This is a genomic window from Streptomyces sp. MH60 (assembly GCF_002939385.1).
Lineage (GTDB): Bacteria > Actinomycetota > Actinomycetes > Streptomycetales > Streptomycetaceae > Streptomyces.
Map to the genome: position 1 here is coordinate 1 of NZ_MULI01000059.1, position 24,424 is coordinate 24,424.

Consider the following 24,424-nt stretch of genomic DNA (forward strand, 5'->3'; position numbering starts at 1 on the left):
CGGGTGGCGGGCGCCGTCCCGGCGGGTGGCCCACGGCGGCCCCGACGGGCGGTGGACAGGCCCGGACACCGGCCCCCTCCGGGCCCTCCTCGGGACCCGGTACCGGCCACACCTCGACTCCGGCCTCGGCTCCCGCGGCGCCCGCGCCCGCGCCCGGCTCCCCAGCGCCGGGTGCCTCCGGGGTCGACCCGCGCTCCCTGTGGCCCAACATCCTGGAAGCGGTCAAGAACCGCCGTCGGTTCACCTGGATCCTGCTCAGCCAGAACGCCCAGGTGACCGGCTTCGACGGCACCTCCCTGCAACTCGGCTTCGTCAACGCCGGAGCCCGCGACAACTTCGTGAGCAGCGGCAGCGAGGACGTGCTGCGGCAGGCCCTGGCCGAGCAGTTCAACGTGCAGTGGAAGATCGACGCCGTCGTCGACCCGTCCGGCGGTGGCTCCGCGCCCCCGCCCGCTGCGGGTCCGTCCGGTCCCTCCGGCGGCTTCGGCGGATCCGGGGGCGGTGGCTTCGGCGGCGGTGGTGGGGGCGGCTTCGGTGGCGGCACGCCCGCCCAGCGGCCGTCGACTCCCGCCTCCGCGTCGCCCCAGGCCCCCGCCGCGGCCCCGGCGCCCGCTCCGGCCCCCGCGCCCCGGCCCTCGGCGCCCGAGCCGCCCCCGGTGTCCCCCGAGGACGACATCCCCGAGGACGACGATCCGGACCTCGACGAGTCGGCTCTCTCCGGCAAGGAGCTGCTGGTCCGCGAGCTGGGCGCCACGGTGGTCGAGGAGATCGCGAACGAGTAGCCCCCGCCGGGCCTCAAGGAAACCGGCCCGGCGGAACCGGTCCGGCGGAACCGGCCCGGAGGAACCGGCCCGGAGGAACCGGCCCGGAGGACCGGGCCTGGAGGAAGGCACAAGTCTCCCTGTGCGGTCCGTTCGGAAGCCCGCACAAACCGCACCGGCCCGTTCCCATTAGGCTTCACCCCGTGAAGGTCCTTGTCATCGGCGGCGGCGCCCGCGAACACGCCCTGTGCCGTTCCCTGTCCCTCGACCCCGACGTCACCGCGCTGCACTGCGCACCCGGCAACGCCGGTATCGCCGAGGTCGCCGAACTGCACCAGGTCGACGCCCTCGACGGCGCGGCCGTCACGGCGCTGGCCACCCGGCTCGGCGCCGAGCTGGTCGTCGTAGGACCCGAGGCGCCGCTGGTCGCCGGGGTCGCCGACGCCGTCCGCGAGGCGGGCATCCCGGTGTTCGGCCCGTCGGCGGAGGCCGCCCGGCTGGAGGGGTCCAAGGCCTTCGCCAAGGACGTGATGGCCGGCGCGGGCGTGCCCACGGCCCGCTCCTACGTCTGCGCGAACCCCACCGAGGTCGACGCGGCCCTCGCCGCCTTCGGTGCCCCCTACGTCGTCAAGGACGACGGGCTGGCCGCGGGCAAGGGCGTCGTCGTCACCGACGACGTCGAGGCGGCCCGCGCGCACGCGAACGCCTGCGACCGCGTCGTCATCGAGGAGTTCCTGGACGGCCCCGAGGTCTCCCTCTTCGCCGTCACCGACGGCGAGAACGTCCGCCCGCTCCAGCCCGCCCAGGACTTCAAGCGCGCCCTCGACGGCGACGAGGGTCCGAACACCGGCGGCATGGGCGCGTACTCGCCGCTGCCCTGGGCCGATCCGAAGCTGGTCGACGAGGTGGTGCAGAGCGTGCTCCAGCCGACCGTCGACGAGATGCGCAGGCGCGGCACCCCGTTCTCCGGGCTCCTCTACGCCGGGCTCGCGATCACCTCGCGCGGTGTGCGCGTGATCGAGTTCAACGCCCGCTTCGGCGACCCCGAGACCCAGGTCGTGCTGGCCCGCCTGAAGACCCCGCTCGCGGGTCTGCTGATGGCCGCCGCCACCGGCAACCTGGCCGACCTCGAGCCCCTGCGCTGGAGTGACGAGGCGGCCGTCACCGTGGTCGTCGCCTCGCACAACTACCCCGGGACCCCGCGCACCGGCGACCCGATCACCGGCCTCGACGCGGTGGCCGCCGAGGACGCCCCGCACGCCTACGTGCTGCACGCCGGCACCCGCGCCGAGGGCGACGCCGTCGTCAGCGCCGGCGGCCGCGTCCTGTCCGTCACGGCCACCGGCGCCGACCTCACCGAGGCCCGTGACCGTGCCTACCGGGCCGTCGCCCGCATCCGCCTCGACGGCGCGCAGCACCGCACCGACATCGCGGCGAAGGCGGCCGGCGCGTAACCCCTCGCCCCTCCCGGTCACGCACCCGGCAGGCCCCGGCTCCGTCTCAGGAGCCGGGGCCTGACCTTTGCTGTCCGTCTCCACCTTTCCCCAAAGCCATTCCATCGGGTGACCGAAGGGCCATACGGCTGACGGGGGCGAGGGCCCCAACTATGGTGCCGCGCAAGCGTTCCGGCACTTGGCCCACCGGCATTGCGATGTCAGTGCCGGGTGCCACAGTGGGTGGAGTGAGCACGACCCGAAGCACAGCAGAGCAGCAGGACGGTCCAGGACAGACAGGACAGCGATGAGGGGATGAGGTCCGGCCGTGACCGGTATCGGTGGAGTGGAGATGGGCGCGCAGGCCGCGCGTTCCCGGGCACTGGCGGTGCTGCGGGTGCGCAGCCGCGCGCTGGGCGTGGCCCTGCTGCCCGCCGCCGCCGCGGTGATCCTCCTCGTCGGCGGCTCCACGGGGCGCCTGGCGGGCGGCGGCTGGGACGTCCTGCGCTGGGTCGTCTCCGTCCTCGCGGTGTTCGTGCTGCTGGCCGCCGCCGGGGTCGCCCTGGTCGTGGCCCGCTCCCGGCCCGCCGTGACCCCCACGGTCACGGTCGCCGAGGAGTCGGCGCCCGACCTCTACCGCATGGTGCGTGACCTGGCCGACCGGCTCGACGTCCCGGCCCCCTCCGCGATAGCGCTCACCCCGGACTGCGACAGCTGGCTGGAGGACCGCACCCATCCGGCCCACGGCCCGCCGCCCGCGGAGCAGCACGACGACGACCTGTCCGGCCCGGGCGGATCCGCCCACCGCCGGAGCGCCGCCGCGCCCGTCCTGGTCATCGGCTCACCGTTCCTGTGGTGGATGCGGGTGGGCGAGCTGCGTGCCGTCCTCGCCCCCGTCGTCGCCGGTACGGGACCCTCGGCGCACCCCGACATAGCCGCGGCCCGGCGTTTCATACGGGGCCTGGACGCCGCCGTGGCGGTGGCCTCGGCGGGCGGACGCGACCCGCTGTCCCGCGTGGCGTGCGCGGGCCTCGGCTGGGCGTCCCGGCTGCTGCTGCGCAGCTGTCGGGGTCACGCGGCCGAGATGGAGCGCGGGGTCGCGGCCGCGGCCGCCGAGCGTGCACAGGCTGTGGACTACGGACTGCGGATCGTCGCGCAGGAGCAGGTCGGGCTCGCCTACGCGGGCTGGGACCGGCTGCTGACCCGGGTGGCGCTGCCCGCCTGGCGGATGGGCCGCTGGCCCTCGCGGCTGGACGTCGGGGTCGTCGCCGCCCTCACGGAGCTGTCCCGCCGGGACCGCCTGGCCGAGGGCTTCGCCTCCCGCCTGGGGGAGCGTCCCGCCTGTGACCTGCTGGAGGAGCCGGGGCTGATGGACGAGGCGGTCTCGCTCCTCGCCGCGCGCCTCTTCCACGGCGGGCCCGCCGAGACCGGTCCCGACTGGTCGCCGGTGGGATGGGAGGAGTATCCCGAGGAGGTCGTCGACCGGACCTGGCGCACTGACGCGGCCCGCCTGCACCGGGTGCTGGACACCCTGGGGGTCCGCCGCGCGGCCGAGGGCACCGCGCCGGGCACGGACGGCCCGACCCTGGCCCGCGTCCTGGACCACCTCACGACCCCGGACGCCGCGGTCACCGCCACCCCTGCCGCCGGGACCGGCACCCGCGCGGACGCCGCCGAGCCGGAGACCGGGAGCGTCCCGGACGCCCCCACCGACGCCCCCGACGACGACGAGGACGACCTCGCCGGTACCACCGCCCGTGGTGCCGCCCTGGCCGCCGGGCTCAGTGCCCAGCTGGCCCGCGAGGAGGCCGAGGTGCGGCCCGCCGGGGCCCGGGCGCCCGCCTCCGTCCCGGGACCGGCCGCCGGTCCCGACGCCGCCCTCTGGGACGACCGCGCGCTGCCCCTGTTGCCGCTGCAGCCGCCGCGCACCGGGCGGGAGATCCTCACCGCGCACATCACGGCGATGGTGTGCTGCGCCGCGATGGACACCGCCGGCGCGGCTCCCGCCCTCGACTGGCTCGACGGGCCGTCGCTCCTCTTCGACGGTGCCCGCACCGCGGACCTGGCGTCCAGCGTGCTCAGCCTCGTGGAGACCGGTGACCCGGGCCCGCTGCGCGCCTGGATGACCGACCTCGGCATACGGCCGGAGAAGCCGGTGCGCCTGGTCTGACTCCTGGAACGCCCCGTCCGCTCCGTGCGCCCAGCGCCCACTGCGCGCCTTGGGTTCCGGCGAATCGGACCCCCCGATTCCACTTTCGGCCACTTCGCAACGAACAGTGACAGCCCACGTGCGAAATGTGATGTGCTGGGACCGATCGCGCACATGGCAAAGGCATGCGTCATACGCACGACCACGGGGGCACGAGGGAGGGGACTGTCCCATGGGGCCCGAGCAGATCCGCCGTTGGGAGTCGGGAGCACTCGCGCACGCCGTGACGGACCCCTTCGGACAGGGCCCGGTCCCCTGGCTGCGCGGCGGCGAGACGTACTTCGGCGACACCGGCCAGGCCGTCGCCTGGTACGCGGACCAGGACCAGGCCGGCGGCTCTCATGCCCACTCCGGTGGCGGTCCCCGCGCCGCGGACGACGTCCGGTGCCAGATCAAGGGCTTCACCGCGACGGGGGCGGCCGCCCCCGGCGAGGCCATCGACTTCCACGTCACCGTCGACCCGCCGCAGGAGTTCAGCGTCGACGTCTACCGGATCGGGCACTACGGCGGTGACGGCGCCGCCAAGATCACCACCAGTCCCCGCCTGTCCGGCATCGTCCAGCACCCGCCGCTCACCGCCGACCGCACGGTCTCCTGCCACCACTGGTGGCTGTCCTGGCGACTGCAGATCCCGTCGTACTGGAACGTCGGCGCCTACGTCGCCGTCCTCACCACCGCCGACGGCTACCGCTCCCACGTGCCCTTCACGGTCCGCGACGACCACCCCGCCGACCTGCTCCTCCTCCTGCCGGACGTCACCTGGCAGGCGTACAACCTCTATCCGGAGGACGGCCGCACCGGTGCCAGCCTCTACCACGCCTGGGACGAGGAGGGCCGGCTCCTCGGCGAGGCGGATGCCGCGACGACCGTCTCCTTCGACCGCCCCTACGCGGGCGCCGGGCTGCCGCTCCACGTCGGTCACGCCTACGACTTCATCCGCTTCGCCGAGCGCTACGGCTACGACCTCGCCTACGCCGACGCCCGCGACCTGCACTCCGGCCGCGTCGACCCGGCCCGCTACCGGGGCCTGGTCTTCCCCGGCCACGACGAGTACTGGTCCGCCCCCATGCGCCGCACCGCGGAACGCGCCCGCGACCGGGGGACCTCCCTGGTCTTCCTCTCCGCCAACACCATGTACTGGCAGGTGGAGCTGGCCCCCTCCCCGTCCGGCACCCCCGACCGGCTGCTGACCTGCCGCAAACGCAAGGGACCCGGCCGCCCCGCGCTGTGGCGGGAGATCGACCGCCCCGAGCAGCAGCTGCTCGGCATCCAGTACGCCGGCCGCGTCCCCGAACCGCACCCGATGATCGTCCGCAACGCCGGTCACTGGCTCTGGGAGGCCACCGGAGCGCACGAGGGCGACGCGATCGAGGACCTGGTGGCGGGCGAGGCCGACCGCTACTTCCCGCGCACCGCGCTCCCCGAGCACGACGAGCGGGTCCTGCTCGCCCACTCCCCGTACGCCGACGCGGACGGCGTCCGGCGGCACCAGGAGACGTCGCTGTACCGGGCCCCGTCGGGCGCCTGGGTGTTCGCGTCCGGCACGTTCGCCTGGTCCCCGGCCCTGGACCGCCCCGGCCACGTCGACCCGCGCGTCCAACGCGCCACGGCCAACCTCCTGGACCGCATCTGCAAACGGGACTGACCCGGCGTCCGCCCTCCCCACGACGTACGGGACAATCGAGGCATAGGACAGAACCACGGGGAGGAACCGTGTCCGGATTCGTTGAAAAGCCCGAGCCGCTCCAGGTTCCGGGTCTGGTGCATCTGCACACCGGCAAGGTGCGCGAGCTGTACCGGAACGAGGCGGGCGACCTCGTGATGGTCGCCAGCGACCGCATCTCCGCCTACGACTGGGTGCTGCCGACCGAGATCCCCGACAAGGGCCGGGTCCTCACCCAGCTCTCCCTGTGGTGGTTCGAGCAGCTCGCCGACCTGGCACCCCACCATGTGCTGAGCACCGAGCTGCCCCCCGGCGCCCCCGCCGACTGGGCGGGCCGCGCCCTGGTCTGCAAGTCGCTGCGGATGGTCCCCGTGGAGTGCGTGGCCCGCGGCTACCTCACCGGCTCGGGCCTGGCGGAGTACGACGAGACCCGCACCGTGTGCGGCCTCGCCCTCCCCGAGGGCCTGGTCGACGGCTCGGAGCTGCCCGCCCCGATCTTCACCCCGGCCACCAAGGCCGAGGTCGGCGAGCACGACGAGAACGTCTCCTACGAGGAGGTCGCCCGCCAGGTCGGCGCGGACACCGCCGCCGCCCTGCGCCAGGCCACCCTCGCCGTCTACTCCCGCGCCCGGGACATCGCCCGCGAGCGCGGCATCGTCCTCGCGGACACCAAGTTCGAGTTCGGCTTCGACGGGGACGACCTGGTCCTCGCCGACGAGGTCCTCACCCCGGACTCCTCCCGCTTCTGGCCGGCCGACCAGTGGCAGCCGGGCCGCGCGCAGCCCTCGTACGACAAGCAGTTCGTGCGGGACTGGCTGACCTCGGCGGAGTCCGGCTGGGACCGCGGGAGCGAGCAGCCCCCGCCGCCGCTGCCGCAGCAGGTGGTGGACGCCACCCGCGCCAAGTACGTGGAGGCCTACGAGCTCCTGACCGGCCAGAGCTGGTCGTAACGGCGGAGGCCGCAAAAGGCCGCACACGAAGAAGCCCCCGGCCGGAGCCGGGGGCTTCTCACACGGAGCGAACGACGAGGTTCGAACTCGCGACCTCAACCTTGGCAAGGTTGCGCTCTACCAACTGAGCTACGTTCGCACTGCGCGGGCTTCGTCGTGGACGTCGCCGTGGCGCGAGAGCCACTATACCCAACCCCGCTCCCGTGCGAGACGCACCGCCGCGTGCCGGTTCTCCGCACCGAGCTTGCTCGCGGCGGACGACAGGTAGTTCCGTACGGTGCCCTCGGCGAGCGCGGCGCGCTCGGCGATCTCCGCGACCGGTGCCCCGTCGGCGGCGTGCTCCAGCACCTCGGCCTCGCGCGCGGTCAGCGGCGAGTCCCCGGCGGAGATCGCGTCGGCGGCCAACTCGGGGTCGACGTACCGGTTTCCGGCATGCACCGTGCGGATCAGTTCGGCGAGCCGCTGGGCGCTGACGGTCTTGGGGACGAACCCGCGCACCCCCGCCGCGAGGGCCCGCTTCAGATGCCCGGGGCGCCCGTGGCTGGTCACGATCAGCACCTTGCAGGCGGGCAGCTCGGCCCGCAGCGATGTGGCGACCTTCACACCGTCGGCGCCGGGCATCTGGAGGTCCAGGACCGCGACGTCCGGCGCGTGCGCCCGCGCCATCGCCAGTGCCTCGGGGCCGGTGGCCGCCTCGGCGACGACGACCAGGTCGTCCTCCAGGGACAGCAGGGCCGCCAGCGCCCCGCGGATGAGGTGCTCGTCGTCGGCGAGCAGGACGCGCACGGTCGTCGTCACGACGCGACCTCCAGCGGGGCACCGGCCGCGGCGGCCGGCAGCGGCACCTCGGCCGTCAGCCGGAAGATCCCCTTGCCCGCGGGCCCCGCCTCCAGGGTCCCGTCCACCGCGGACAGCCGCTCGCGCAGCCCCGCGAGCCCGGAGCCGCCCGAGACCGCCGGGGGGCCGTCTCCCGTCGTCTCCGCCACGCCGTCGTTCTCCACCGTCAGCACTACCCGCCCTTCCGACATCCGCACCGTCACGGCGACCTTCTTCGCGTCCCCGTGCCGCAGCACGTTCGTGGTCGCCTCCCGCACCACCCAGCCGAGCGCCGCCTGCACCTCGGAGGGCAGCCCGGCCGTCCCGCCGGTGACCTCCGAGACGATGCCCGCCGCCGAGAGCACACCCCGGGCACCGGCCAGTTCGACCTCCAGCGCGGCCTCCCGGTAGCCGCGCACGACGTCCCGGACCTCGCGCTGCGACTCCTGGGCGATGCGCTGCACCTCGATCATCTGCTCCACCGCCTCGGGCCTGCCGCGCCGGGACAGCTGGACCGCCAGCTCGCTCTTGAGCGCGATCACCGACAGGTTGCGCCCCATCACGTCGTGCAGGTCCCGGCCGAACCGCAGCCGCTCCTCGGCGACGGCGAGCCTGGCCCGGGTCTCCTTGGCGTCGTCGAGCGCGTAGACCGCCTTGAGCAGCCAGAGGGAGAAGATCGAGGTGGCGGCGAGGAACCCACCGGTCACCAGCACCAGGCCGGCCACCACGACCGACGCGAGGGCGGGCATCTCCAGCGGGAACGTGACGAGCCCCGCGCCCAGCGCGAAGGCCCCGACGACGGCGACCCGGCGCCGCCGGCCCCGCACCCCGACGGTGATGACACCGGCGGCGTAGCACATGACCCCGCCGTAGACCGAGCCCGCCGCGGTCTCCACCTCGCCGGCCGGTCCGCGGTCCGCGATCCCGACCGCGGTGACCGCCACCACCGCGGTGACGGCGACAAGCGTCCACAGCATCCGTACGGGCTGCGGGCGCCTGTCGAGCGTCCAGTCCAGCGCCATGGACGAGACGAGCATGCAGACGGCGGCGTGCACGACGACCAGCAGGCACAGCACGGTGGCGAGCCCGACGCCGGCCCGGCCGTAGGCGGTCACGCCGAGGGCGAGCACCTCGATGACACCGAAGAAGTGGAACGACCACCGCGTGTACGTCTCCACTTTCTCCGGCGTGCTCTTGATCCGCCACCATCCGCCCGGCCTGCGCATCCGTCCGCCGCTCCCACTCGCCCCGTACCTCAGTGCCGCGGCTCCCAGCGGAACCACCGTCGTACAGCAAACACCGCGAGCACGGTCCAGGCCACCGCCGTCACGACCGCGCCCAGCGCGTCGGCCGCCGACAGGTCGCCGGTCCAGCCGCCGCGCACCAGGGTGACGACGGGAGTCAGCGGCAGGAACTCGCACACCGAGGCCAGCCGGTCGGGCATCATCTCCAGCGGGAAGAACAGGCCGGAGCCGAGCATCGAGACGAACATGAACGGCAGCGAGGTGACCTGCGCGCTCTCCCCGGTCCTGGTGAAACTCGCGGTGACCGCCGCGAGCGCGGCACAGATCACCAGCCCCAGCAGCAGCCCGACGACGGCCAGGTGGACCGCGGACGGCGCGGACAGGTCGAGCAGCACCGCGCAGCCCACCGCGAGCAGCAGGGACTGCACCAGCCCGCTGAGCACGGCCGGCAGCGCGGACCCGCCGAGGATCTCCACGTCCCGCAGCTCACCGGTGCGCAGCCGCTTGAGCACGAGTTCCTCGCGCCGGACGACGAAGACGCCGACGAGGGCCGAGTAGACGGCGAACAGCAGGGAGAAGCCGATCGCGGCGGGCAGCACGAGCGTGCCGGTGGTCAGTCCGGCCCCGGCGAGGTCCATCTCCTTGGCTCCCGCCCGCACGCTGAACGGCAGCACGAGCGGCACGAACAGCGCGGCGAAGACGGTGCCCTTGGTCCGCCCGAGCAGGGTCAGTTCGGCGCGGGCGAGGCCGGTCATCCGGCCCATCGGCGTGGTGGCCGGGGTCCCGGCGCGCTGCGCGCGGGCCGGCGCGTCGGTGGCGCTCATGCGGCGTACTCCTTCTCCGTGGTGGTGCGGGACGTCCTCGCGGACACCTCCTTGGCGATGCTGAGGAAGGCCTCCTCCAGGGACGCCGAGCGCACGTCCAGGCGGCGCAGCTCCGCTCCGGCCTGTGCGGCCCACACCAGCAGCCCGGTGGCGGCGCGCTGGAGTTCCCGGGTGCGCAGCTTCACCATGCGGCCGTCGACCTCGTGGTCGCCGACGCCCAGTTCGCCGAGCGGCGGCAGGTCGCCCACGAAGTACCCGGCGGGCAGTTCGAAGGAGATGTGGGACGGCTGCGCGGCGGTCACCTCGGCCGGGGTGCCGGTGGCGGCGATCCGGCCCTCGTGCATGATCGCGAGCCGGTCGGCGAGGTTCTCGGCCTCCTCCAGGTAGTGCGTGGTCAGCAGCACCGTCGTACCGGCATCGCGCAGCCCGCTCACCAACTCCCAGGTGTCCCGGCGGCCTTCGGCGTCCAGGCCGGTGCTGGGCTCGTCGAGGAAGAGCACCTCGGGGTCGCCGAGCAGCGCGAGCGCCAGGTCCAGGCGGCGCCGCTGGCCCCCGGACAGCTGCTTCACGCGGGTGTCGGTCTTCGACTCCAGACCCACCAGCGCCAGCACCTCGGCCGGCGGCCGGGCACCGCTCACGCACGCCGCCCACATCCGCGCCGTCTCGGCGACCGTCAGCTCGGAGGGGAAGCCGCCCTCCTGGAGCATGACCCCGGTGCGGGGACGTACGGCGGCCCGCTCGGTGTACGGGTCGTGCCCGAGGACGCGCACCTGCCCGCCGGCCGGAGCGGCGAGCCCTTCCAGGACCTCGACCGTCGACGTCTTGCCGGCGCCGTTGGTGCCGAGCAGTGCGAAGACCTCACCCCGGCGCACGAAGAAGTCGATCCCGCGCACGGCCTCGAACCCGCCCCCGTACACACGCCGCAGGCCGGTGACCTCAATCACGTGTTCGTGTTCGTTGGTTTGCATGCTTCAAGCATTCCGGCGGGTGGGGCGGCACGACAGTGCGGCCCGTCATCGCCCGGCATGACAAATGTCAGGGCGGGGACGGGCCGGTGGAGGCGCGGAGCCGGACGCACGAAAAGACCCCGGTCCTGGAGGACCGGGGTCTGATTCCCGAGCGGACGACGAGGCTCGAACTCGCGACCTCAACCTTGGCAAGGTTGCGCTCTACCAACTGAGCTACGTCCGCATTGCCCCCGACCGGCCTTCACCGATCGGTGCGAGCACCAGCCTACCTGATCCAATCGAGTGGCCGGTACGGCGATGCAGAGCGGGTGACAGGAATTGCACACTGCGCCTTCCCCCTGGAAGGGGGATGTTCTACTACTGAACTACACCCGCATGTTCCGGGAGCTGGGCCTTTCGGCCTCGCCCCTCGGCGTGCTCCAGACTTTAGCTGATCACCCGGGGTGCCGCGCAAGTCGGTTGCCGCGAGGGGCGACTGAGCGGCCGTCGGCCGCCCGTGCCGGGCGCACGGCTCACTGCGCCTCGGTGAACGCCTCGTACACCTTCTTCGGGATCCGGCCCCGCGCGGGCACGTCCATCTTGTTCGCCTGGGCCCAGGCGCGGACCGCCGCCGGGTCGGGGGCGACCTCCGTCTGCCGGTAGGCCTTGCCGGACCGGGAGCGCTTGCGGCCGGCCGAGACGTACGGCTCGAGCGCCTTGCGCAGTTTCCGGGCATTGGCTTCGTTCAGGTCGATCTCGTACGTCCGGCCGTCGACTCCGAAGGCGATCGTCTCCGCCGCTTCCGAGCCGTCGATGTCGTCAAAGAGAGTGACCACGACACGCTGCGCCACGAATATCGGTCCCTTCGTGCGGCATCTCCGCGATGACGTGCTCGAACGTGCCAAGACGCCGCGATGATGCCGACTGTTCGCCTGTAATTGGGCAAAGTATCGGCTAATGACATTTCATTTGTACAGTGCCTGGCATTGCAATGGGAAGCCCGACTAAATCTCTTGGCGTGTCCGCAGGGCAATAGGTGTCCGTGCTCCATCCGGGATCTTTCCCGAAGCTTTTCGCGACCGCCCCCTCCCGATACCGAATCGTGACTGGGGTCACGTAGTTTCCTCCAAGGCTACGCGCGTAGAAATTTTGTACGGGTAGTCTGAAGGAACCTGCTCAGCACCACACACCGGGAGTGCCAGTGGCACGCGTCGTAGTCGACGTCATGCTCAAGCCGGAGATCCTCGACCCCCAGGGCCAGGCGGTGCAGCGCGCACTGCCGCGGCTGGGTTTCGAAGGGATCTCGGACGTCCGTCAGGGAAAGCGATTCGAACTGGAAGTGGACGGGCCCGTCGACGACGCCGCCCTCGCCCGCATCCATGATCTTGCGGAATCCTTCCTCGCCAACACCGTGATCGAGGACTTCACCGTCAAGGTCGAGTCCGAAGACGTAGTCGCGGGGGCGTCGAAGTGACCGCTCGTATTGGCGTCGTCACTTTCCCCGGCAGCCTCGACGACCGGGACACGCAGCGCGCGATCCGCGTCGCCGGTGCCGAACCCGTCGCCCTCTGGCACAAGGACAAGGACCTCAAGCAGGTCGACGCCGTGGTGCTGTGCGGCGGTTTCTCGTACGGCGATTATCTGCGCGCCGGCGCCATCGCGCGCTTCTCGCCGGTGATGGACAGCGTCATCGACCAGGCGAAGGCCGGTCTGCCGGTGCTGGGCATCTGCAACGGCTTCCAGATCCTCACCGAGGCCCACCTGCTGCCCGGCGGCATGCTGGGCAACGACCACCTGCACTTCATCTGCCGCGACCAGAAGCTGCGGGTGGAGAACGCGGACACCTCCTGGACCAGCGACTACACCGCCGGCCAGGAGATCCACATCCCGCTGAAGAACATGGACGGCCGCTACGTCGCCGACCGGCGCACGCTGGACGAGCTGGAGGCGGAGGGGCGGGTGGCCTTCCGCTACCTGGACATGAACCCCAACGGCTCGCTCAACGACATCGCCGGCATCACCAACGCCGCCGGGAACGTCGTCGGCCTCATGCCGCACCCCGAGCACGCCGTCGAGTCGCTGATCGGTACGGGCCGTACCGACGGGCTGCCGTTCTTCACCTCGATCCTCAAGAAGCTGGTCAACGCATGAGCCGGACGCCTCTGGACACGGTCGAGCACGCGACCGCGACCCCCGACGTCGAGCTGCCCTGGGCCGAGCTGGGCCTGAAGAAGGACGAGTACGAGAGGGTCGTCGAGATCCTCGGCCGCCGCCCCACCGGCGCGGAGCTGGCCATGTACTCCGTCATGTGGTCCGAGCACTGCTCGTACAAGAGCAGCAAGGTCCACCTGCGCCAGTTCGGCGAGAAGGCCCCCGAGTCCGAGGCGATGCTCGTCGGCATCGGCGAGAACGCCGGTGTCGTCGACGTCGGCCAGGGCTACGCGGTCACCTTCAAGGTCGAGTCGCACAACCACCCCTCCTACGTCGAGCCCTACCAGGGCGCGGCCACCGGCGTCGGCGGCATCGTCCGCGACATCATCGCGATGGGCGCCCGCCCGGTCGCCGTGGTCGACCCCCTGCGCTTCGGCGCCGCCGACCACCCCGACACCAAGCGCGTGCTGCCCGGCGTCGTCGCCGGCATCGGCGGCTACGGCAACTGCCTGGGCCTGCCCAACATCGGCGGCGAGGTCGTCTTCGACGCCTGCTACCAGGGCAACCCGCTGGTCAACGCCGGTGCCATCGGCGTCATGCGGCACGAGGACATCCACCTCGCGAAGGCGTCCGGCGCGGGCAACAAGGTCATCCTGTACGGCGCCCGGACCGGCGGCGACGGCATCGGCGGCGCCTCGATCCTGGCCTCGGAGACCTTCGACGACGCCAAGCCGTCGAAGCGCCCCGCCGTCCAGGTCGGCGACCCCTTCCAGGAGAAGCTCCTCATCGAGTGCACCCTGGAGGCGTTCGCCGAGAAGCTGGTCGTCGGCATCCAGGACCTGGGAGCGGCGGGCCTGTCCTGCGCGACCAGCGAACTGGCGTCGAACGGCTCCGGCGGCATGCGCGTCACCCTGGACGACGTCCCGCTGCGCGACTCGACCCTCTCGCCCGAGGAAATCCTCATGAGCGAGTCGCAGGAGCGCATGTGCGCGGTGGTCGAGCCGGAGAAGGTCGACCGCTTCCTGGAGATCTGCGAGAAGTGGGACGTCATCGCCACCGTCATCGGTGAGGTCACCGACGGCGACCGGCTGGAGATCTTCTGGCACGGCGGCAAGATCGTCGACGTCGACCCGCGCACGGTCGCCCACGACGGCCCGGTCTACGAGCGCCCCTACGCCCGCCCCGACTGGCAGGACGCCCTCCAGGCCGACGACGCGAACAAGCTGCCCCGGCCGCAGTCGGGCGAGGAGCTGAAGGACCAGGTCCTGAAGCTGGTGTCCTCCCCGAACCAGGCGTCCAAGCAGTGGATCACCCAGCAGTACGACCACTTCGTGCAGGGCAACACGGTCCTCGCCCAGCCCGAGGACTCGGGCATGATCCGCGTGGACGAGGAGTCCGGCCTCGGTGTCGCCATCGCGACCGACGGCAACGGCCGCTACGCCAAGCTCGACCCGTACACGGGCGCGCAGCTGGCCCTGGCGGAGGCCTACCGCAACGTGGCCACGACCGGCGCGAAGCCCCTGGCGGTCTCCGACTGCCTGAACTTCGGCTCGCCGGAGGACCCGGCGGTCATGTGGCAGTTCGCGGAGGCCGTGCGCGGCCTGGCCGACGGCTGCCTCCAGCTCGGCACCCCGGTGACCGGTGGCAACGTCTCGCTCTACAACCAGACGGGCGAGGCCGCCATCCACCCGACCCCGGTGGTCGCGGTGCTCGGCGTCATCGACGACGTGGCCCGCCGCACGCCGGTCGCCTTCCAGGAGGACGGCCAGCTGCTGTACCTGCTGGGCGACACCCGCGAGGAGTTCGGCGGCTCGGCCTGGTCCCAGGTGATCCACGACCACCTCGGCGGCCTGCCCCCGAAGGTCGACCTGGAGCGCGAGCGCCTGCTCGGCGAGATCCTGATCTCCGCCTCCCGCGACGGCATGATCGACTCCGCGCACGACCTGTCCGACGGCGGTCTGGTCCAGGCGGTCGTCGAGTCGGCGCTGCTGGGCGGCAAGGGCGCCCGGCTGGTCGTACCGGACGGTCTCGACGCCTTCACCTTCCTGTTCTCGGAGTCGGCGGGCCGTGCGGTCGTCGCCGTCCCGCGCTCGGAGGAGGTCCGCTTCAACGACATGTGCGGCGCCCGCGGCCTGCCCGTCACCCGCATCGGCGTGGTCGACGGCGACGCGGTCGAGGTCCAGGGCGAGTTCACCCTCCCCCTGACCGAGCTGCGCGAGTCCCACGAGGGCACGATCCCGGGGCTGCTCGCGTAGCAGACCCGCACAGCCGAGGCCCCGTCCGGTTCCGGGCGGGGCCTCGGCGTTTCCCGTCGCTATCGCACGTAGTTCTTGAGGATCTCCGTGTCGAGTTCGATGCCGACGGGGTCCGAGGCGCCGACCAGTGGTTCCGGGGTCCGGCGGCCCCGGGGTGGTCTTCCCTGGCCAAACGCACGTACGAGTGAGGGCCGCCCGCATAGGCTCACCCCATGCCCCCGGCCAGAAAACCCCCCCGCGCCTACGACCCCGTCCGCACCCGTGCCGCCGTCCTCGCCCAGTTCGGCAACGTACGGGCGGCCGTCCGCACCCTCACCCCCGAGCAGCTCGCCCTGCCGACGCGGCTCGGGGACTGGACCGTGCGGGAGCTGGTGGCGCACGTCGGGATGGCGCTGACCGCCGTGGACCGGTTGCTGGACGAGCCCGAGCCGGTGCGGCAGGACGGCCGGCTGCTCGACTGGCCGTTCGCCATCGCGGCCGACGCGGACGCCATCGCCGGGACGGCCCGACGGCTCGCCGCCGAGCACCCCGACCTCGACGCCCACCTCGCCGAGGTGGAGCGGCGCTTCACCGGGCGGCTCGACACCCACCCCGGGAGCAGGCTGCTCCCCACCAGCGCGGGCGCCCTGCCGCTGGCCGACTACCTCGTCACCCGGACCGTCGAGCTGGTCGTGCACACCGACGACCTCACCGCCGCGGTGCCCGGCCTGGACATCCCGTACGACCGGCAGGCACTGGCCGCCGCGACCCGGCTGCTGGCCGACGCGCTCGCCGTGAAGGCGCCCGGCGGCTCGACGGAGGTGCGGATCCCGCCGTACGCGGTCGTGCAGTGCGTGGAGGGACCCCGGCACACCCGGGGCACCCCGCCCAACGTCGTCGAGACCGACCCGCTGACCTGGCTGCGGCTGGCCACCGGGCGGCTGACCTGGCAGGACGCCCTGGACGGGGCGAAGGTGAGCGCGAGCGGGGAGCGGGCCGACCTCGGAGCCCTGCTGCCCCTGCTGGGCTGAGGGCGGGACCCGGGGGCGAACGGGAGGGGAACCGGACCTTCCCCGTCTGCGTCGAATCGGCATGTACAGGCAGAAGCAGCAGCGCAGCATGACCCTGACCGTGGCGGCCGTCGCCGCGCTCGTCCCGCTCGCCGCGGCCTGCGGCAGCGAGACGGCCGACGACGGCGGCAGCGAAAGCGTGGGCGCGGGCGGACAGCGCATCACCGGCGTCCGGTGGAGCATCGACAGCGTCACCGTCGACGGCGCCACCCACCGCGCGCCGGACGCGGCACACGTACGGATCGACGGCGGCGAGGCCGCGGGCAGCACCGGTTGCAACAGCTTCAGCGCCCGCGCCGACGTCGACGGCGAACGCGTCCGGCTCAGCGACGCCATGTTCACCGAGAAGGCCTGCGCCAAGACCCCCGCCGGCTTCGAGAAGTCCCTCGGCCGCGCCCTCACCACCGGCTCGCTCACCACCCAGAACGAGGGCGAGCGGGCCACCCTGACCACCGCCGACGGCGACACCGTCCGGCTCAGCAGGTCCGAGGACGCCTCCCTCTACGGCACCCGGTGGGCCGTGGACGCCCCGGGCCGGAAGGGCGGCGCGGGCCGCGCCCACCTCACCTTCGACCAGGACGCCAAGACCGTCTCCGGACGGCTCCCCTGCAACCACGTCAACGCCAAGGCCACCGTCAGCGACGGCCGTATCACCCTCGGCACCCCGTCCACCACCCGAATGATGTGCGAAGGCTCACTCATGGACGCCGAGAAGCGGCTGCTGGGCCTGTTCGACGGCAAGGTCGAATACCGGATCGATCAGCAGACCCTCACCCTGACCAGCGAAGACGGCCTCACGGTCCGGGCCGTGGCCGACCAGTGATCCACGGGTGAGCCCGCATCCCCAATTCGGACCAGTGGTCGACCTCGCCTACACTCGGAGGCGTGCCACGTGGTGACGGTCGACTCAATCACGATCTGCTTCCCGGCGAGAAGGGCCCCCAGGACGCTTGCGGCGTCTTCGGTGTCTGGGCTCCGGGCGAAGAGGTCGCAAAGCTCACTTACTTCGGGCTCTACGCCCTCCAGCATCGGGGCCAGGAATCCGCGGGAATCGCGGTCAGCAACGGCTCCCAGATCCTCGTCTTCAAGGACATGGGCCTCGTGTCCCAGGTCTTCGACGAGACCTCGCTCGGTTCGCTCCAGGGTCACATCGCGGTCGGTCACGCCCGCTACTCGACCACCGGCGCCTCCGTGTGGGAGAACGCCCAGCCGACGTTCCGTGCCACCGCGCAGGGTTCCATCGCGCTCGGGCACAACGGCAACCTCGTCAACACCGCCCAGCTCGCCGGGATGGTCGCCGACCTGCCCAAGCAGGAGGGCCGCTCCACCCGGGTCGCGGCGACCAACGACACCGACCTGCTGACCGCGCTCCTCGCGGCCCAGGTCGACGAGGACGGCAAGCCGCTGACCGTCGAAGAGGCCGCGCTCAGCGTCCTCCCCCAGGTCATGGGCGCCTTCTCCCTCGTCTTCATGGACGAGCACACCCTCTACGCCGCCCGTGACCCGCAGGGCATCCGCCCGCTGGTCCTCGGCCGCCTGGAGCGCGGCTGGGTGGTCGCCTCCGAGTCCGCCGCCCTCGACATCTGCGGCGCCTCCTACGTCCGCGAGATCGAGCCGGGCGAGTTCGTCGCCATCGACGAGAACGGGCTGCGCTCGTCGCGATTCGCAGAAGCGAAGCCCAAGGGCTGTGTCTTCGAGTACGTGTACCTGGCCCGCCCGGACACCGACATCGCCGGCCGCAACGTCTACCTCTCGCGTGTCGAGATGGGCCGCAGGCTGGCGAAGGAGGCCCCCGCGGAGGCCGACCTCGTCATAGCGACCCCGGAATCCGGCACCCCCGCCGCGATCGGCTACGCCGAGGCCTCCGGCATCCCCTTCGGCAACGGCCTGGTGAAGAACGCCTATGTCGGCCGGACCTTCATCCAGCCCTCACAGACCATTCGCCAGCTCGGCATCCGCCTGAAGCTGAACCCCCTGAAGGAAGTCATCAAGGGCAAGCGGCTGGTCGTCGTCGACGACTCCATCGTCCGCGGCAACACCCAGCGGGCCCTGGTCCGCATGCTCCGCGAGGCCGGCGCCGCCGAGATCCACATCCGGATCTCGTCCCCGCCGGTGAAGTGGCCCTGCTTCTTCGGCATCGACTTCGCCACCCGCGCCGAGCTGATCGCCAACGGCATGAGCGTCGAGGAGATCGGCACCTCGATGGGCGCCGACTCCCTGGCGTACATCTCCATCGACGGCATGATCGAGGCGACCACCATCGCCAAGCCGAACCTGTGCCGCGCCTGCTTCGACGGCGAGTACCCGATGGAGCTCCCCGACCCCGAGCTGCTCGGCAAGCAGCTCCTGGAGACCGAGCTGGCCGCCGGGCCCGCCGGTACGGCCGCAGCCGACGCCATCCGTCGCCCGTAGCCGTCCGTATCCCTGGTTCCCCGGTTTCCCGGCGTCCCTGCCGTACGACACGAAGGTTCTCATCGTCATGCCTGACACAACCGGTGCCAGCTACGCATCAGCGTCTTACAAAACAGCAGGTGTCGACATCGAGGCGGGCGACCGCGCCGTCGAGCTCATGAAGGAATGGGTCAAGAAGACGCGGCGCCCCGAGGTCCTCGGCGGCCTCGGCGGCTTCGCCGGTCTCTTCGACGCCTCCGCCCTCAAGAACTACGAGCACCCCCTGCTCGCCTCCGCCACCGACGGCGTCGGCACCAAGGTCGACATCGCCCGGCAGCTGGGCGTCTACGACACCATCGGCCACGACCTGGTCGCCATGGTCATGGACGACATCGTGGTGTGCGGCGCCGAGCCGCTGTTCATGACCGACTACATCTGCGTCGGCAAGGTCCACCCCGAGCGGGTCGCCGCGATCGTCAAGGGCATCGCCGAGGGCTGTGTGCTGGCCGGGTGCGCCCTGGTGGGCGGCGAGACGGCCGAGCACCCCGGTCTGCTGGGCCCGGACGACTTCGACGTCGCCGGGGCCGGTACGGGCGTCGTGGAGGCCGACCGGCTGCTCGGCCCCGATCGCATCCGAACGGGTGACGCGGTGATCGCCATGGCGTCCTCCGGGCTTCACTCGAACGGGTACTCGCTGGTCCGCCACGTCCTGCTGAACGAGGGCGGTCTGGCGCTCGACGCCCACCTGGACGGTCTCGGCCGCACCCTCGGCGAGGAGCTGCTGGAGCCCACCAAGATCTACTCCCTGGACTGCCTGGCCCTCCTGCGCACCGCCGAGGTCCACGCCTTCAGCCACGTCACCGGCGGCGGACTCGCGGCCAACCTGGCCCGGGTGATCCCCGACGGCCTGCACGCCGTGGTCGACCGCTCCACCTGGGCCCCGGGCGCGGTCTTCGACCTCGTCGGCCGGACCGGCCGGGTCGAGCGCCTGGAGCTGGAGAAGACCCTGAACATGGGCGTGGGCATGATCGCGATCGTGCCCGAGGAGTCGACGGACGTGGCCCTGACGACCCTCGCCGACCGCGGCGTGGACGCCTGGGTGGCCGGTGAGATCACCGACCGCGGCGAGCACCCGACGGGCGCGGCCCTGGTGGGCGACTACGCCGTCTGAGCTGCCGCGGATGCCACAGGTGCCGCGGGTAGCACAGAACCCGGTCGGTGACAGAGGTCACCGACCGGGAAGGTGTTCAGTGCAAGGTCAAGCGCCGCGTCGCTGTTGGGACGGGGACTGGCCGTCCTCGTCCTCGTCGTCGTCCTCATAGAGGTCGGCGTACTTTGCGTACACGTCATCGTCCTGCTCATCGTCCTCGAATGGCCCGCCGTTAGGCGGTTGTGCATTCGACGGCGATGCGCCCAGCTCCTCGGCCAGGCGGGAGAGATCAGTCCCACCGCTGTTGTACTTCAGCTGGCGGGCGACCTTCGTCTGCTTGGCCTTGGCCCGGCCGCGCCCCATGGCTCGACCCCCTCAACGACGGGGCTCGACGGCCCCAGAGTCTTGACACGCGTTCATGGTCCGGAACGGGCTCTCGTGTGAGAGACCGGTCCGTAGGGCTTCCACGGTACCTGAGCCCACGCCCATACGGTACGTCGCCCGCAGCACGTGGCCTTGCCCAGGACCCTCGAGGCGCCCCGTCCTCGCTGGTCAAAGGCGATTTTAACCACCTTTCGACGGTCGACCCGCCGGGATAAGTGAGAGTTCTCTCCAACCGCGCCCCGACGGGTACCGGTCACACCCGCGACGACCCTGCCGGCCCACCGCCGTACGACCGTCGGATCACCGCCGGGAACGGGCCTCCGCCATGCGCTGCTCGGCGATCCGGTCGGCCGCGGCGGCCGGCGGAATACCGTCTTCCTTCGCACGTGCGAATATGGCCAGCGTGGTGTCGTAGATCTTCGCGGCCTTCGCCTTGCACCGGTCGAAGTCGAAGCCGTGCAGCTCGTCGGCGACCTGGATGACACCGCCGGCGTTCACCACGTAGTCCGGCGCGTAGAGGATCCCGCGGTCGGCGAGGTCCTTCTCCACACCGGGGTGGGCGAGCTGGTTGTTGGCCGCGCCGCACACCACCTTGGCGGTCAGCACCGGCACGGTGTCGTCGTTCAGCGCGCCGCCGAGCGCGCAGGGCGCGTAGATGTCCAGGTTCTCGACCCGGATCAGCGCCTCGGTGTCGGCGACGGCGACCACCGACGGGTGCCGCTCGGTGATGCCCCGCACCACGTCCTTGCGCACGTCGGTGACGACGACGTGGGCGCCCTCGGCGAGCAGGTGCTCGACCAGGTGGTGGCCGACCTTGCCGACGCCCGCGATGCCCACCGTGCGGTCCCGCAGCGTCGGGTCGCCCCACAGGTGCTGGGCGGCGGCCCGCATGCCCTGGTAGACGCCGAAGGAGGTGAGCACGGAGGAGTCGCCCGCGCCGCCGTGCTCCGGGGAGCGCCCGGTGGTCCAGCGGCACTCGCGGGCCACGACGTCCATGTCGGCGACGTAGGTGCCGACGTCGCACGCGGTGACGTAGCGGCCGCCGAGCGAGGCGACGAACCGGCCGTAGGCGAGGAGCAGTTCCTCGCTCTTGATCTGCTCCGGATCACCGATGATCACGGCCTTGCCGCCGCCGTGGTCGAGACCGGCCATGGCGTTCTTGTACGACATCCCGCGCGCGAGGTTCAGCGCGTCGGCGACGGCCTCCGCCTCGTTCGCGTACGGGTAGAAGCGCGTACCGCCGAGCGCGGGGCCCAGGGCGGTGGAGTGGAGGGCGATGACGGCCTTGAGACCGCTGGCACGGTCCTGGCAGAGCACGACTTGCTCATGTCCCCCCTGGTCCGAGTGGAACAGGGTGTGCAGTACATCAGCAGGTGCGCCGTTTACGTCGGTCACGGTGGTGACTCCTGTGTAGGTGCGGCGATGGGTGGCAGGCCCCGTGAAGGTGGCGGGGACTGTGGCACGAGATTAGAGCCTGTGGGTGCCGGCCCGCCGCACAGTGCTCAGGATCACCTCCGCACGGAGTACGGGCGTGCGACGATTTGCAGAGATTCTCGCGCGTTTGTGATCCGTTTCCGCAGGTTTCCGCAGGTTCTCGCAGGTTTTCGCGTCGGCGCGCGGGGGAGGGAGCAGGCGTGCCCAAGGTGTCCTCGGTGATCGTCCCGTACGCGGCGTACCTGCGCGTGTACGAGCCGCTGGCGGCCTTCCCGGACGACGAACGCGCCCACTGGACCCGTTACGCCCGCCGCCCCGACCGGCCCTCCTACCAGGACGAGCTGCGTCGCTCCCTGGCCGACCTGCTGCCCACCCCGCCGGTCGCGGTGCCGGTGCACGAGAGCGCGGACGCCTTCGTGACCGAGGTGGACGGCGTGGTCTGCGTCTGCCCCTGGCGGACCCGGCTGCGCGGCTGGCAGGCCCTGGGCGAGCTGGCCGAGGACTTCCCGGAGCCGGTCCTGGACGCCCTGATCCCGCCGGTCGTGCGCCGCCAGAGCGCGCAGGACTACGAGCGCTGGCTGGAGCGCAACCCGGACGCCCGTCCCTGGATCCGCACGGCCACCTGGCAGGTCCCGATCAACTGGTTCGTGCTGGTCTCCGACGCGGAGCGGGAGTACGACGAGGGCGGCGACGACGAGGCGGCGGCCGCGCCGGTGCTGCGCTACCGGACGCCGATGGTGCAGGCCCGCCGCCGGGTGGCCCGGGGGCTGCGGGCCCTGCGGGAGGCCGTGGACGAGGGGCCGCTCATCGACGGCCTGGTGGAGGTGGGGCGCTGGCTGGAGGAGTTCCATCCGCGGTCCCTGGTGGAGTTGGACTACGGCGGACTGGTGCATGCCCTGCCGGCCGGTGAGTTGGAGGCGGACCACTCCGCGGCGGACGTGGCCGAGGGGATCGAGGCGCTGCGCCACGGTGACGGGGTCACCGCGGGGGAGGCGTACGGGCGGCTGGTGGAGCGCTGGCGGGCGGTCCGGGACCGGCGCTCCGCGAACTGACGTTTGACGTACCGCCCGATGTGGGGTTTCGTCTTCCGCTCCGACATCCGTTCGGGATGAGCTGATCCCTTGGCGACAAGGGACGTAGGTCCCGATCCGGGCGTATGCGTCAAGCGTGACGGACCGCACGTACATCACTCTTGCGCCGCTTCCCCCTCCTCATGCCAAAATAGGACAAGGAGCCCGGGGAGGGCTCCTTCCGTCCTGCCGTGATGCACTGTGGGTGGAATCGCAGCATTGCACGCTTTGGGGGGTCTGGTGACTCCTGATCGCCCCTGTGACTGATCGTCACAGAGGCGTGACTGTCCGCTATGGCATGGTCCATCGGCTTCCGTCGCTGATGAACACCTGGGAGGGCAATTCCATCGGTTTGGCCGACGCGGCTGGACAGATGGTGTAGTTGTAGTGCCGAGGACAAGCCGTTCGTCCTATAACCGACTCGACTCGCGTCCGCCATTTCGGGCAACGCGGGTCAAGGTGCAGAATTTAGAGGAATGAACCGAGAAGGTTCGGTTCTCCCGAGGAGGCCGCTCATGACCGCTCGCACCCCTGATGCCGAGCCGCTGCTGACCCCGGCTGAGGTCGCCACCATGTTCCGCGTCGACCCGAAGACGGTCACGCGCTGGGCGAAGGCCGGCAAGCTCACGTCGATCCGCACGCTCGGCGGGCATCGCCGCTACCGCGAAGCCGAGGTCCGCGCCCTGCTCGCGGGCATTCCGCAGCAGCGCAGCGAGGCCTGAACAACTGAATAACCGGGCAGAACGGCAGGTCCCCCAACCTGTCGGAGCGCCTGGACCACAGCTCCAAGCGACGCCGTCCCTGCCCCAACAGAGGTGCGTCGTTGATCGCGCTGGACTCCGCCGGGTCCAGCGCGATTTTTTTGTGCCCGGTCCCGCGGCCGGTGCCCGCGCCTCCGCCACGGTCCGTGTCCGGTCCTGTGTCGGGTGGGCGGCTCGGCGGACGGTTCTGTGAGCGGGCTTGTCGGAGTCTGGGGAGCGGTGTCGGATCGGCTGTGCGAGCGCCGTCGAGGCGGTGCAATTGCACATATTAAATTGATTAGTTGTAGGAGAGGCGTAAGCGCCACCGTTTCAAAAACTCGTGCGGTGACTCCCGTCACATCGCGCGGTGGTTGTTGGGCCGGGCACCGGTGCGCTAATGGAAGCCTGGCCTCCAGGAGCTCTGCGGAGCAAGGGCGTTGGGGACCGCGGGGTTCACGCCGTGGACGCGCTCCCGTTCTCGACGCCCTCTTGACGGCCTGTCGGAGACTGTGGGGCCGGCGAGTCCAGCGCCAGCCGCAGGAGCCGGTGGCAGACCGGACAGTGGCGCGTCACGTGACCGAACGAGGACGCGGCCGACAGATGCGCGCGGAGCAGGGCCCGCGTCTCGTGCCTGACCGACGTCGTCATACGCCACCTCCAGGGGCCAGACGGGGGATGTGCCCTGTCTTTGGAGTACCGACCGAATGTGACGCCGTCAAGGCCGCGGGAGGGCCACTGGGGGCCGCTGAGGGCTTCTGGGGGCCCGAGGGTGAGCCGCGCACGGGGAGTTGCCCGCGCCGGGCGGTGCGGGCCAACGAAGAAGCCCCGCGCCGATTGCTCGGTGCGGGGCTTTCGTTGCGGTCCTGACGGGATTTGAACCCGCGGCCTCCACCTTGACAGGGTGGCGAGCACTCCAAACTGCTCCACAGGACCAGGTTTCGCGGCGCTTTTGC

The 24,424-nt window shown here is 71.8% G+C and carries 21 protein-coding genes, 4 tRNA genes and 1 pseudogene; 14 read left to right on the forward strand and 12 right to left on the reverse strand.

Features of this window, described 5'->3' with window-relative positions; all coding sequences use genetic code 11:
• From BZZ08_RS28135 to BZZ08_RS28155, 5 genes and pseudogenes are all read left to right on the forward strand, one after another.
• Positions 1 to 782 (forward strand): annotated as a pseudogene (locus tag BZZ08_RS28135) (DNA polymerase III subunit gamma and tau); the annotation flags it as partial.
• Between the two features lie 182 nt (positions 783 to 964).
• Entirely contained in the window at positions 965 to 2,215 is a 1,251-nt protein-coding gene (purD, locus tag BZZ08_RS28140) for a phosphoribosylamine--glycine ligase (protein WP_104635030.1), read from the forward strand.
• A 307-nt stretch (positions 2,216 to 2,522) separates the two neighbouring features.
• Positions 2,523 to 4,364, forward strand: a complete 1,842-nt coding sequence (locus tag BZZ08_RS28145) for a hypothetical protein (RefSeq protein WP_104635031.1) — start codon at positions 2,523 to 2,525, stop codon at positions 4,362 to 4,364.
• A gap of 211 nt (positions 4,365 to 4,575) precedes the next feature.
• A complete protein-coding gene (locus tag BZZ08_RS28150) occupies positions 4,576 to 6,048 on the forward strand; it encodes a N,N-dimethylformamidase beta subunit family domain-containing protein (protein WP_104635032.1) in 1,473 nt (490 codons plus the stop codon).
• Positions 6,049 to 6,116: 68 nt separating this feature from the next.
• On the forward strand, positions 6,117 to 7,016 hold the full coding sequence (locus BZZ08_RS28155) for a phosphoribosylaminoimidazolesuccinocarboxamide synthase (RefSeq protein ID WP_104635033.1): 900 nt from the start codon (positions 6,117 to 6,119) through the stop codon (positions 7,014 to 7,016).
• Positions 7,017 to 7,082: 66 nt separating this feature from the next.
• Here BZZ08_RS28155 and BZZ08_RS28160 read toward each other — a convergent pair.
• From BZZ08_RS28160 to BZZ08_RS28195, 8 genes are all read right to left on the reverse strand, one after another.
• Positions 7,083 to 7,155 (reverse strand) — tRNA-Gly (locus BZZ08_RS28160).
• Positions 7,156 to 7,199: 44 nt separating this feature from the next.
• Entirely contained in the window at positions 7,200 to 7,814 is a 615-nt protein-coding gene (locus BZZ08_RS28165) for a response regulator transcription factor (protein ID WP_059302871.1), read from the reverse strand.
• Positions 7,811 to 9,058, reverse strand: coding sequence for a sensor histidine kinase (locus BZZ08_RS28170; RefSeq protein ID WP_104635034.1), 1,248 nt, complete (start codon positions 9,056 to 9,058; stop codon positions 7,811 to 7,813). The genes BZZ08_RS28165 and BZZ08_RS28170 overlap by 4 nt, the downstream gene beginning before the upstream one ends.
• A 29-nt stretch (positions 9,059 to 9,087) precedes the next feature.
• Entirely contained in the window at positions 9,088 to 9,900 is an 813-nt protein-coding gene (locus tag BZZ08_RS28175; RefSeq protein WP_104635035.1) for an ABC transporter permease, read from the reverse strand.
• The gene (locus BZZ08_RS28180; protein ID WP_104635036.1) at positions 9,897 to 10,868 is read right to left on the reverse strand and encodes an ABC transporter ATP-binding protein; all 972 of its coding nucleotides are present in this window, start codon (positions 10,866 to 10,868) and stop codon (positions 9,897 to 9,899) included. The genes BZZ08_RS28175 and BZZ08_RS28180 overlap by 4 nt, the downstream gene beginning before the upstream one ends.
• Positions 10,869 to 11,018: 150 nt before the next feature.
• Positions 11,019 to 11,091: transfer RNA gene (locus BZZ08_RS28185), tRNA-Gly, on the reverse strand.
• Between the two features lie 80 nt (positions 11,092 to 11,171).
• Positions 11,172 to 11,243 (reverse strand) — tRNA-Gly (locus BZZ08_RS28190).
• A gap of 137 nt (positions 11,244 to 11,380) precedes the next feature.
• On the reverse strand, positions 11,381 to 11,698 hold the full coding sequence (locus BZZ08_RS28195) for a histone-like nucleoid-structuring protein Lsr2 (protein ID WP_104635037.1): 318 nt from the start codon (positions 11,696 to 11,698) through the stop codon (positions 11,381 to 11,383).
• 350 nt (positions 11,699 to 12,048) lie between these two features.
• Here BZZ08_RS28195 and purS point away from each other — a divergent pair, with 350 nt between their 5' ends.
• From purS to purM, 7 genes are all read left to right on the forward strand, one after another.
• The gene (purS, locus tag BZZ08_RS28200; RefSeq protein ID WP_104635038.1) at positions 12,049 to 12,321 is read left to right on the forward strand and encodes a phosphoribosylformylglycinamidine synthase subunit PurS; all 273 of its coding nucleotides are present in this window, start codon (positions 12,049 to 12,051) and stop codon (positions 12,319 to 12,321) included.
• Entirely contained in the window at positions 12,318 to 12,998 is a 681-nt protein-coding gene (gene purQ / locus BZZ08_RS28205) for a phosphoribosylformylglycinamidine synthase subunit PurQ (protein ID WP_104635039.1), read from the forward strand. The genes purS and purQ overlap by 4 nt, the downstream gene beginning before the upstream one ends.
• The gene (gene purL, locus BZZ08_RS28210; RefSeq protein ID WP_104635040.1) at positions 12,995 to 15,253 is read left to right on the forward strand and encodes a phosphoribosylformylglycinamidine synthase subunit PurL; all 2,259 of its coding nucleotides are present in this window, start codon (positions 12,995 to 12,997) and stop codon (positions 15,251 to 15,253) included. The genes purQ and purL overlap by 4 nt, the downstream gene beginning before the upstream one ends.
• Positions 15,254 to 15,465: 212 nt before the next feature.
• Positions 15,466 to 16,263 carry a maleylpyruvate isomerase family mycothiol-dependent enzyme gene (locus tag BZZ08_RS28215; protein WP_104635041.1) on the forward strand — a complete coding sequence of 266 codons (798 nt, stop codon included), beginning with the start codon at positions 15,466 to 15,468 and terminating at the stop codon, positions 16,261 to 16,263.
• A 61-nt stretch (positions 16,264 to 16,324) separates the two neighbouring features.
• Entirely contained in the window at positions 16,325 to 17,125 is an 801-nt protein-coding gene (locus BZZ08_RS28220) for an META domain-containing protein (protein ID WP_104635042.1), read from the forward strand.
• Between the two features lie 62 nt (positions 17,126 to 17,187).
• Entirely contained in the window at positions 17,188 to 18,714 is a 1,527-nt protein-coding gene (purF, locus tag BZZ08_RS28225; protein WP_104635043.1) for an amidophosphoribosyltransferase, read from the forward strand.
• A gap of 67 nt (positions 18,715 to 18,781) precedes the next feature.
• The gene (purM, locus tag BZZ08_RS28230; protein WP_104635044.1) at positions 18,782 to 19,864 is read left to right on the forward strand and encodes a phosphoribosylformylglycinamidine cyclo-ligase; all 1,083 of its coding nucleotides are present in this window, start codon (positions 18,782 to 18,784) and stop codon (positions 19,862 to 19,864) included.
• A gap of 87 nt (positions 19,865 to 19,951) precedes the next feature.
• Here purM and BZZ08_RS28235 read toward each other — a convergent pair whose 3' ends face one another.
• Positions 19,952 to 20,206 (reverse strand): DUF3073 domain-containing protein, encoded by a 255-nt coding sequence (locus BZZ08_RS28235; RefSeq protein WP_052843058.1) that lies wholly within the window; start codon positions 20,204 to 20,206, stop codon positions 19,952 to 19,954.
• Between the two features lie 321 nt (positions 20,207 to 20,527).
• Positions 20,528 to 21,622: a Leu/Phe/Val dehydrogenase gene (locus BZZ08_RS28240; RefSeq protein WP_104635045.1), complete on the reverse strand. Its 1,095-nt coding sequence runs from the start codon at positions 21,620 to 21,622 to the stop codon at positions 20,528 to 20,530.
• Positions 21,623 to 21,861: 239 nt separating this feature from the next.
• On the opposite strand from BZZ08_RS28240, the gene BZZ08_RS28245 reads away from it, so the two are divergent.
• Entirely contained in the window at positions 21,862 to 22,713 is an 852-nt protein-coding gene (locus BZZ08_RS28245) for a hypothetical protein (RefSeq protein ID WP_104635046.1), read from the forward strand.
• Between the two features lie 533 nt (positions 22,714 to 23,246).
• Positions 23,247 to 23,453, forward strand: coding sequence for a developmental transcriptional regulator BldC (bldC, locus tag BZZ08_RS28250; RefSeq protein ID WP_003949541.1), 207 nt, complete (start codon positions 23,247 to 23,249; stop codon positions 23,451 to 23,453).
• 471 nt (positions 23,454 to 23,924) lie between these two features.
• Here the strand turns inward: bldC and BZZ08_RS39670 are convergent, their stop codons facing one another.
• Positions 23,925 to 24,119: a DUF6274 family protein gene (locus BZZ08_RS39670; RefSeq protein ID WP_104635047.1), complete on the reverse strand. Its 195-nt coding sequence runs from the start codon at positions 24,117 to 24,119 to the stop codon at positions 23,925 to 23,927.
• 210 nt (positions 24,120 to 24,329) lie between these two features.
• Positions 24,330 to 24,404, reverse strand: a tRNA-Asp gene (locus BZZ08_RS28260).
• Positions 24,405 to 24,424: the final 20 nt, after the last annotated feature.

What these genes read in the sequence shown, in the direction of transcription:
- BZZ08_RS28175 (WP_104635035.1), bottom strand. Translation starts at nt 9,900, where the DNA reads ATGAGCGCCACCGACGCGCCGGCCCGCGCGCAGCGCGCCGGGACCCCG.
- purM (WP_104635044.1), top strand. Translation starts at nt 18,782, where the DNA reads ATGCCTGACACAACCGGTGCCAGCTACGCATCAGCGTCTTACAAAACA.
- BZZ08_RS28215 (WP_104635041.1), top strand. Translation starts at nt 15,466, where the DNA reads ATGCCCCCGGCCAGAAAACCCCCCCGCGCCTACGACCCCGTCCGCACC.
- bldC (WP_003949541.1), top strand. Translation starts at nt 23,247, where the DNA reads ATGACCGCTCGCACCCCTGATGCCGAGCCGCTGCTGACCCCGGCTGAG.
- BZZ08_RS39670 (WP_104635047.1), bottom strand. Translation starts at nt 24,119, where the DNA reads ATGACGACGTCGGTCAGGCACGAGACGCGGGCCCTGCTCCGCGCGCAT.
- BZZ08_RS28150 (WP_104635032.1), top strand. Translation starts at nt 4,576, where the DNA reads ATGGGGCCCGAGCAGATCCGCCGTTGGGAGTCGGGAGCACTCGCGCAC.
- BZZ08_RS28180 (WP_104635036.1), bottom strand. Translation starts at nt 10,868, where the DNA reads ATGCAAACCAACGAACACGAACACGTGATTGAGGTCACCGGCCTGCGG.
- BZZ08_RS28235 (WP_052843058.1), bottom strand. Translation starts at nt 20,206, where the DNA reads ATGGGGCGCGGCCGGGCCAAGGCCAAGCAGACGAAGGTCGCCCGCCAG.
- BZZ08_RS28170 (WP_104635034.1), bottom strand. Translation starts at nt 9,058, where the DNA reads ATGCGCAGGCCGGGCGGATGGTGGCGGATCAAGAGCACGCCGGAGAAA.
- BZZ08_RS28220 (WP_104635042.1), top strand. Translation starts at nt 16,325, where the DNA reads ATGTACAGGCAGAAGCAGCAGCGCAGCATGACCCTGACCGTGGCGGCC.
- purL (WP_104635040.1), top strand. Translation starts at nt 12,995, where the DNA reads ATGAGCCGGACGCCTCTGGACACGGTCGAGCACGCGACCGCGACCCCC.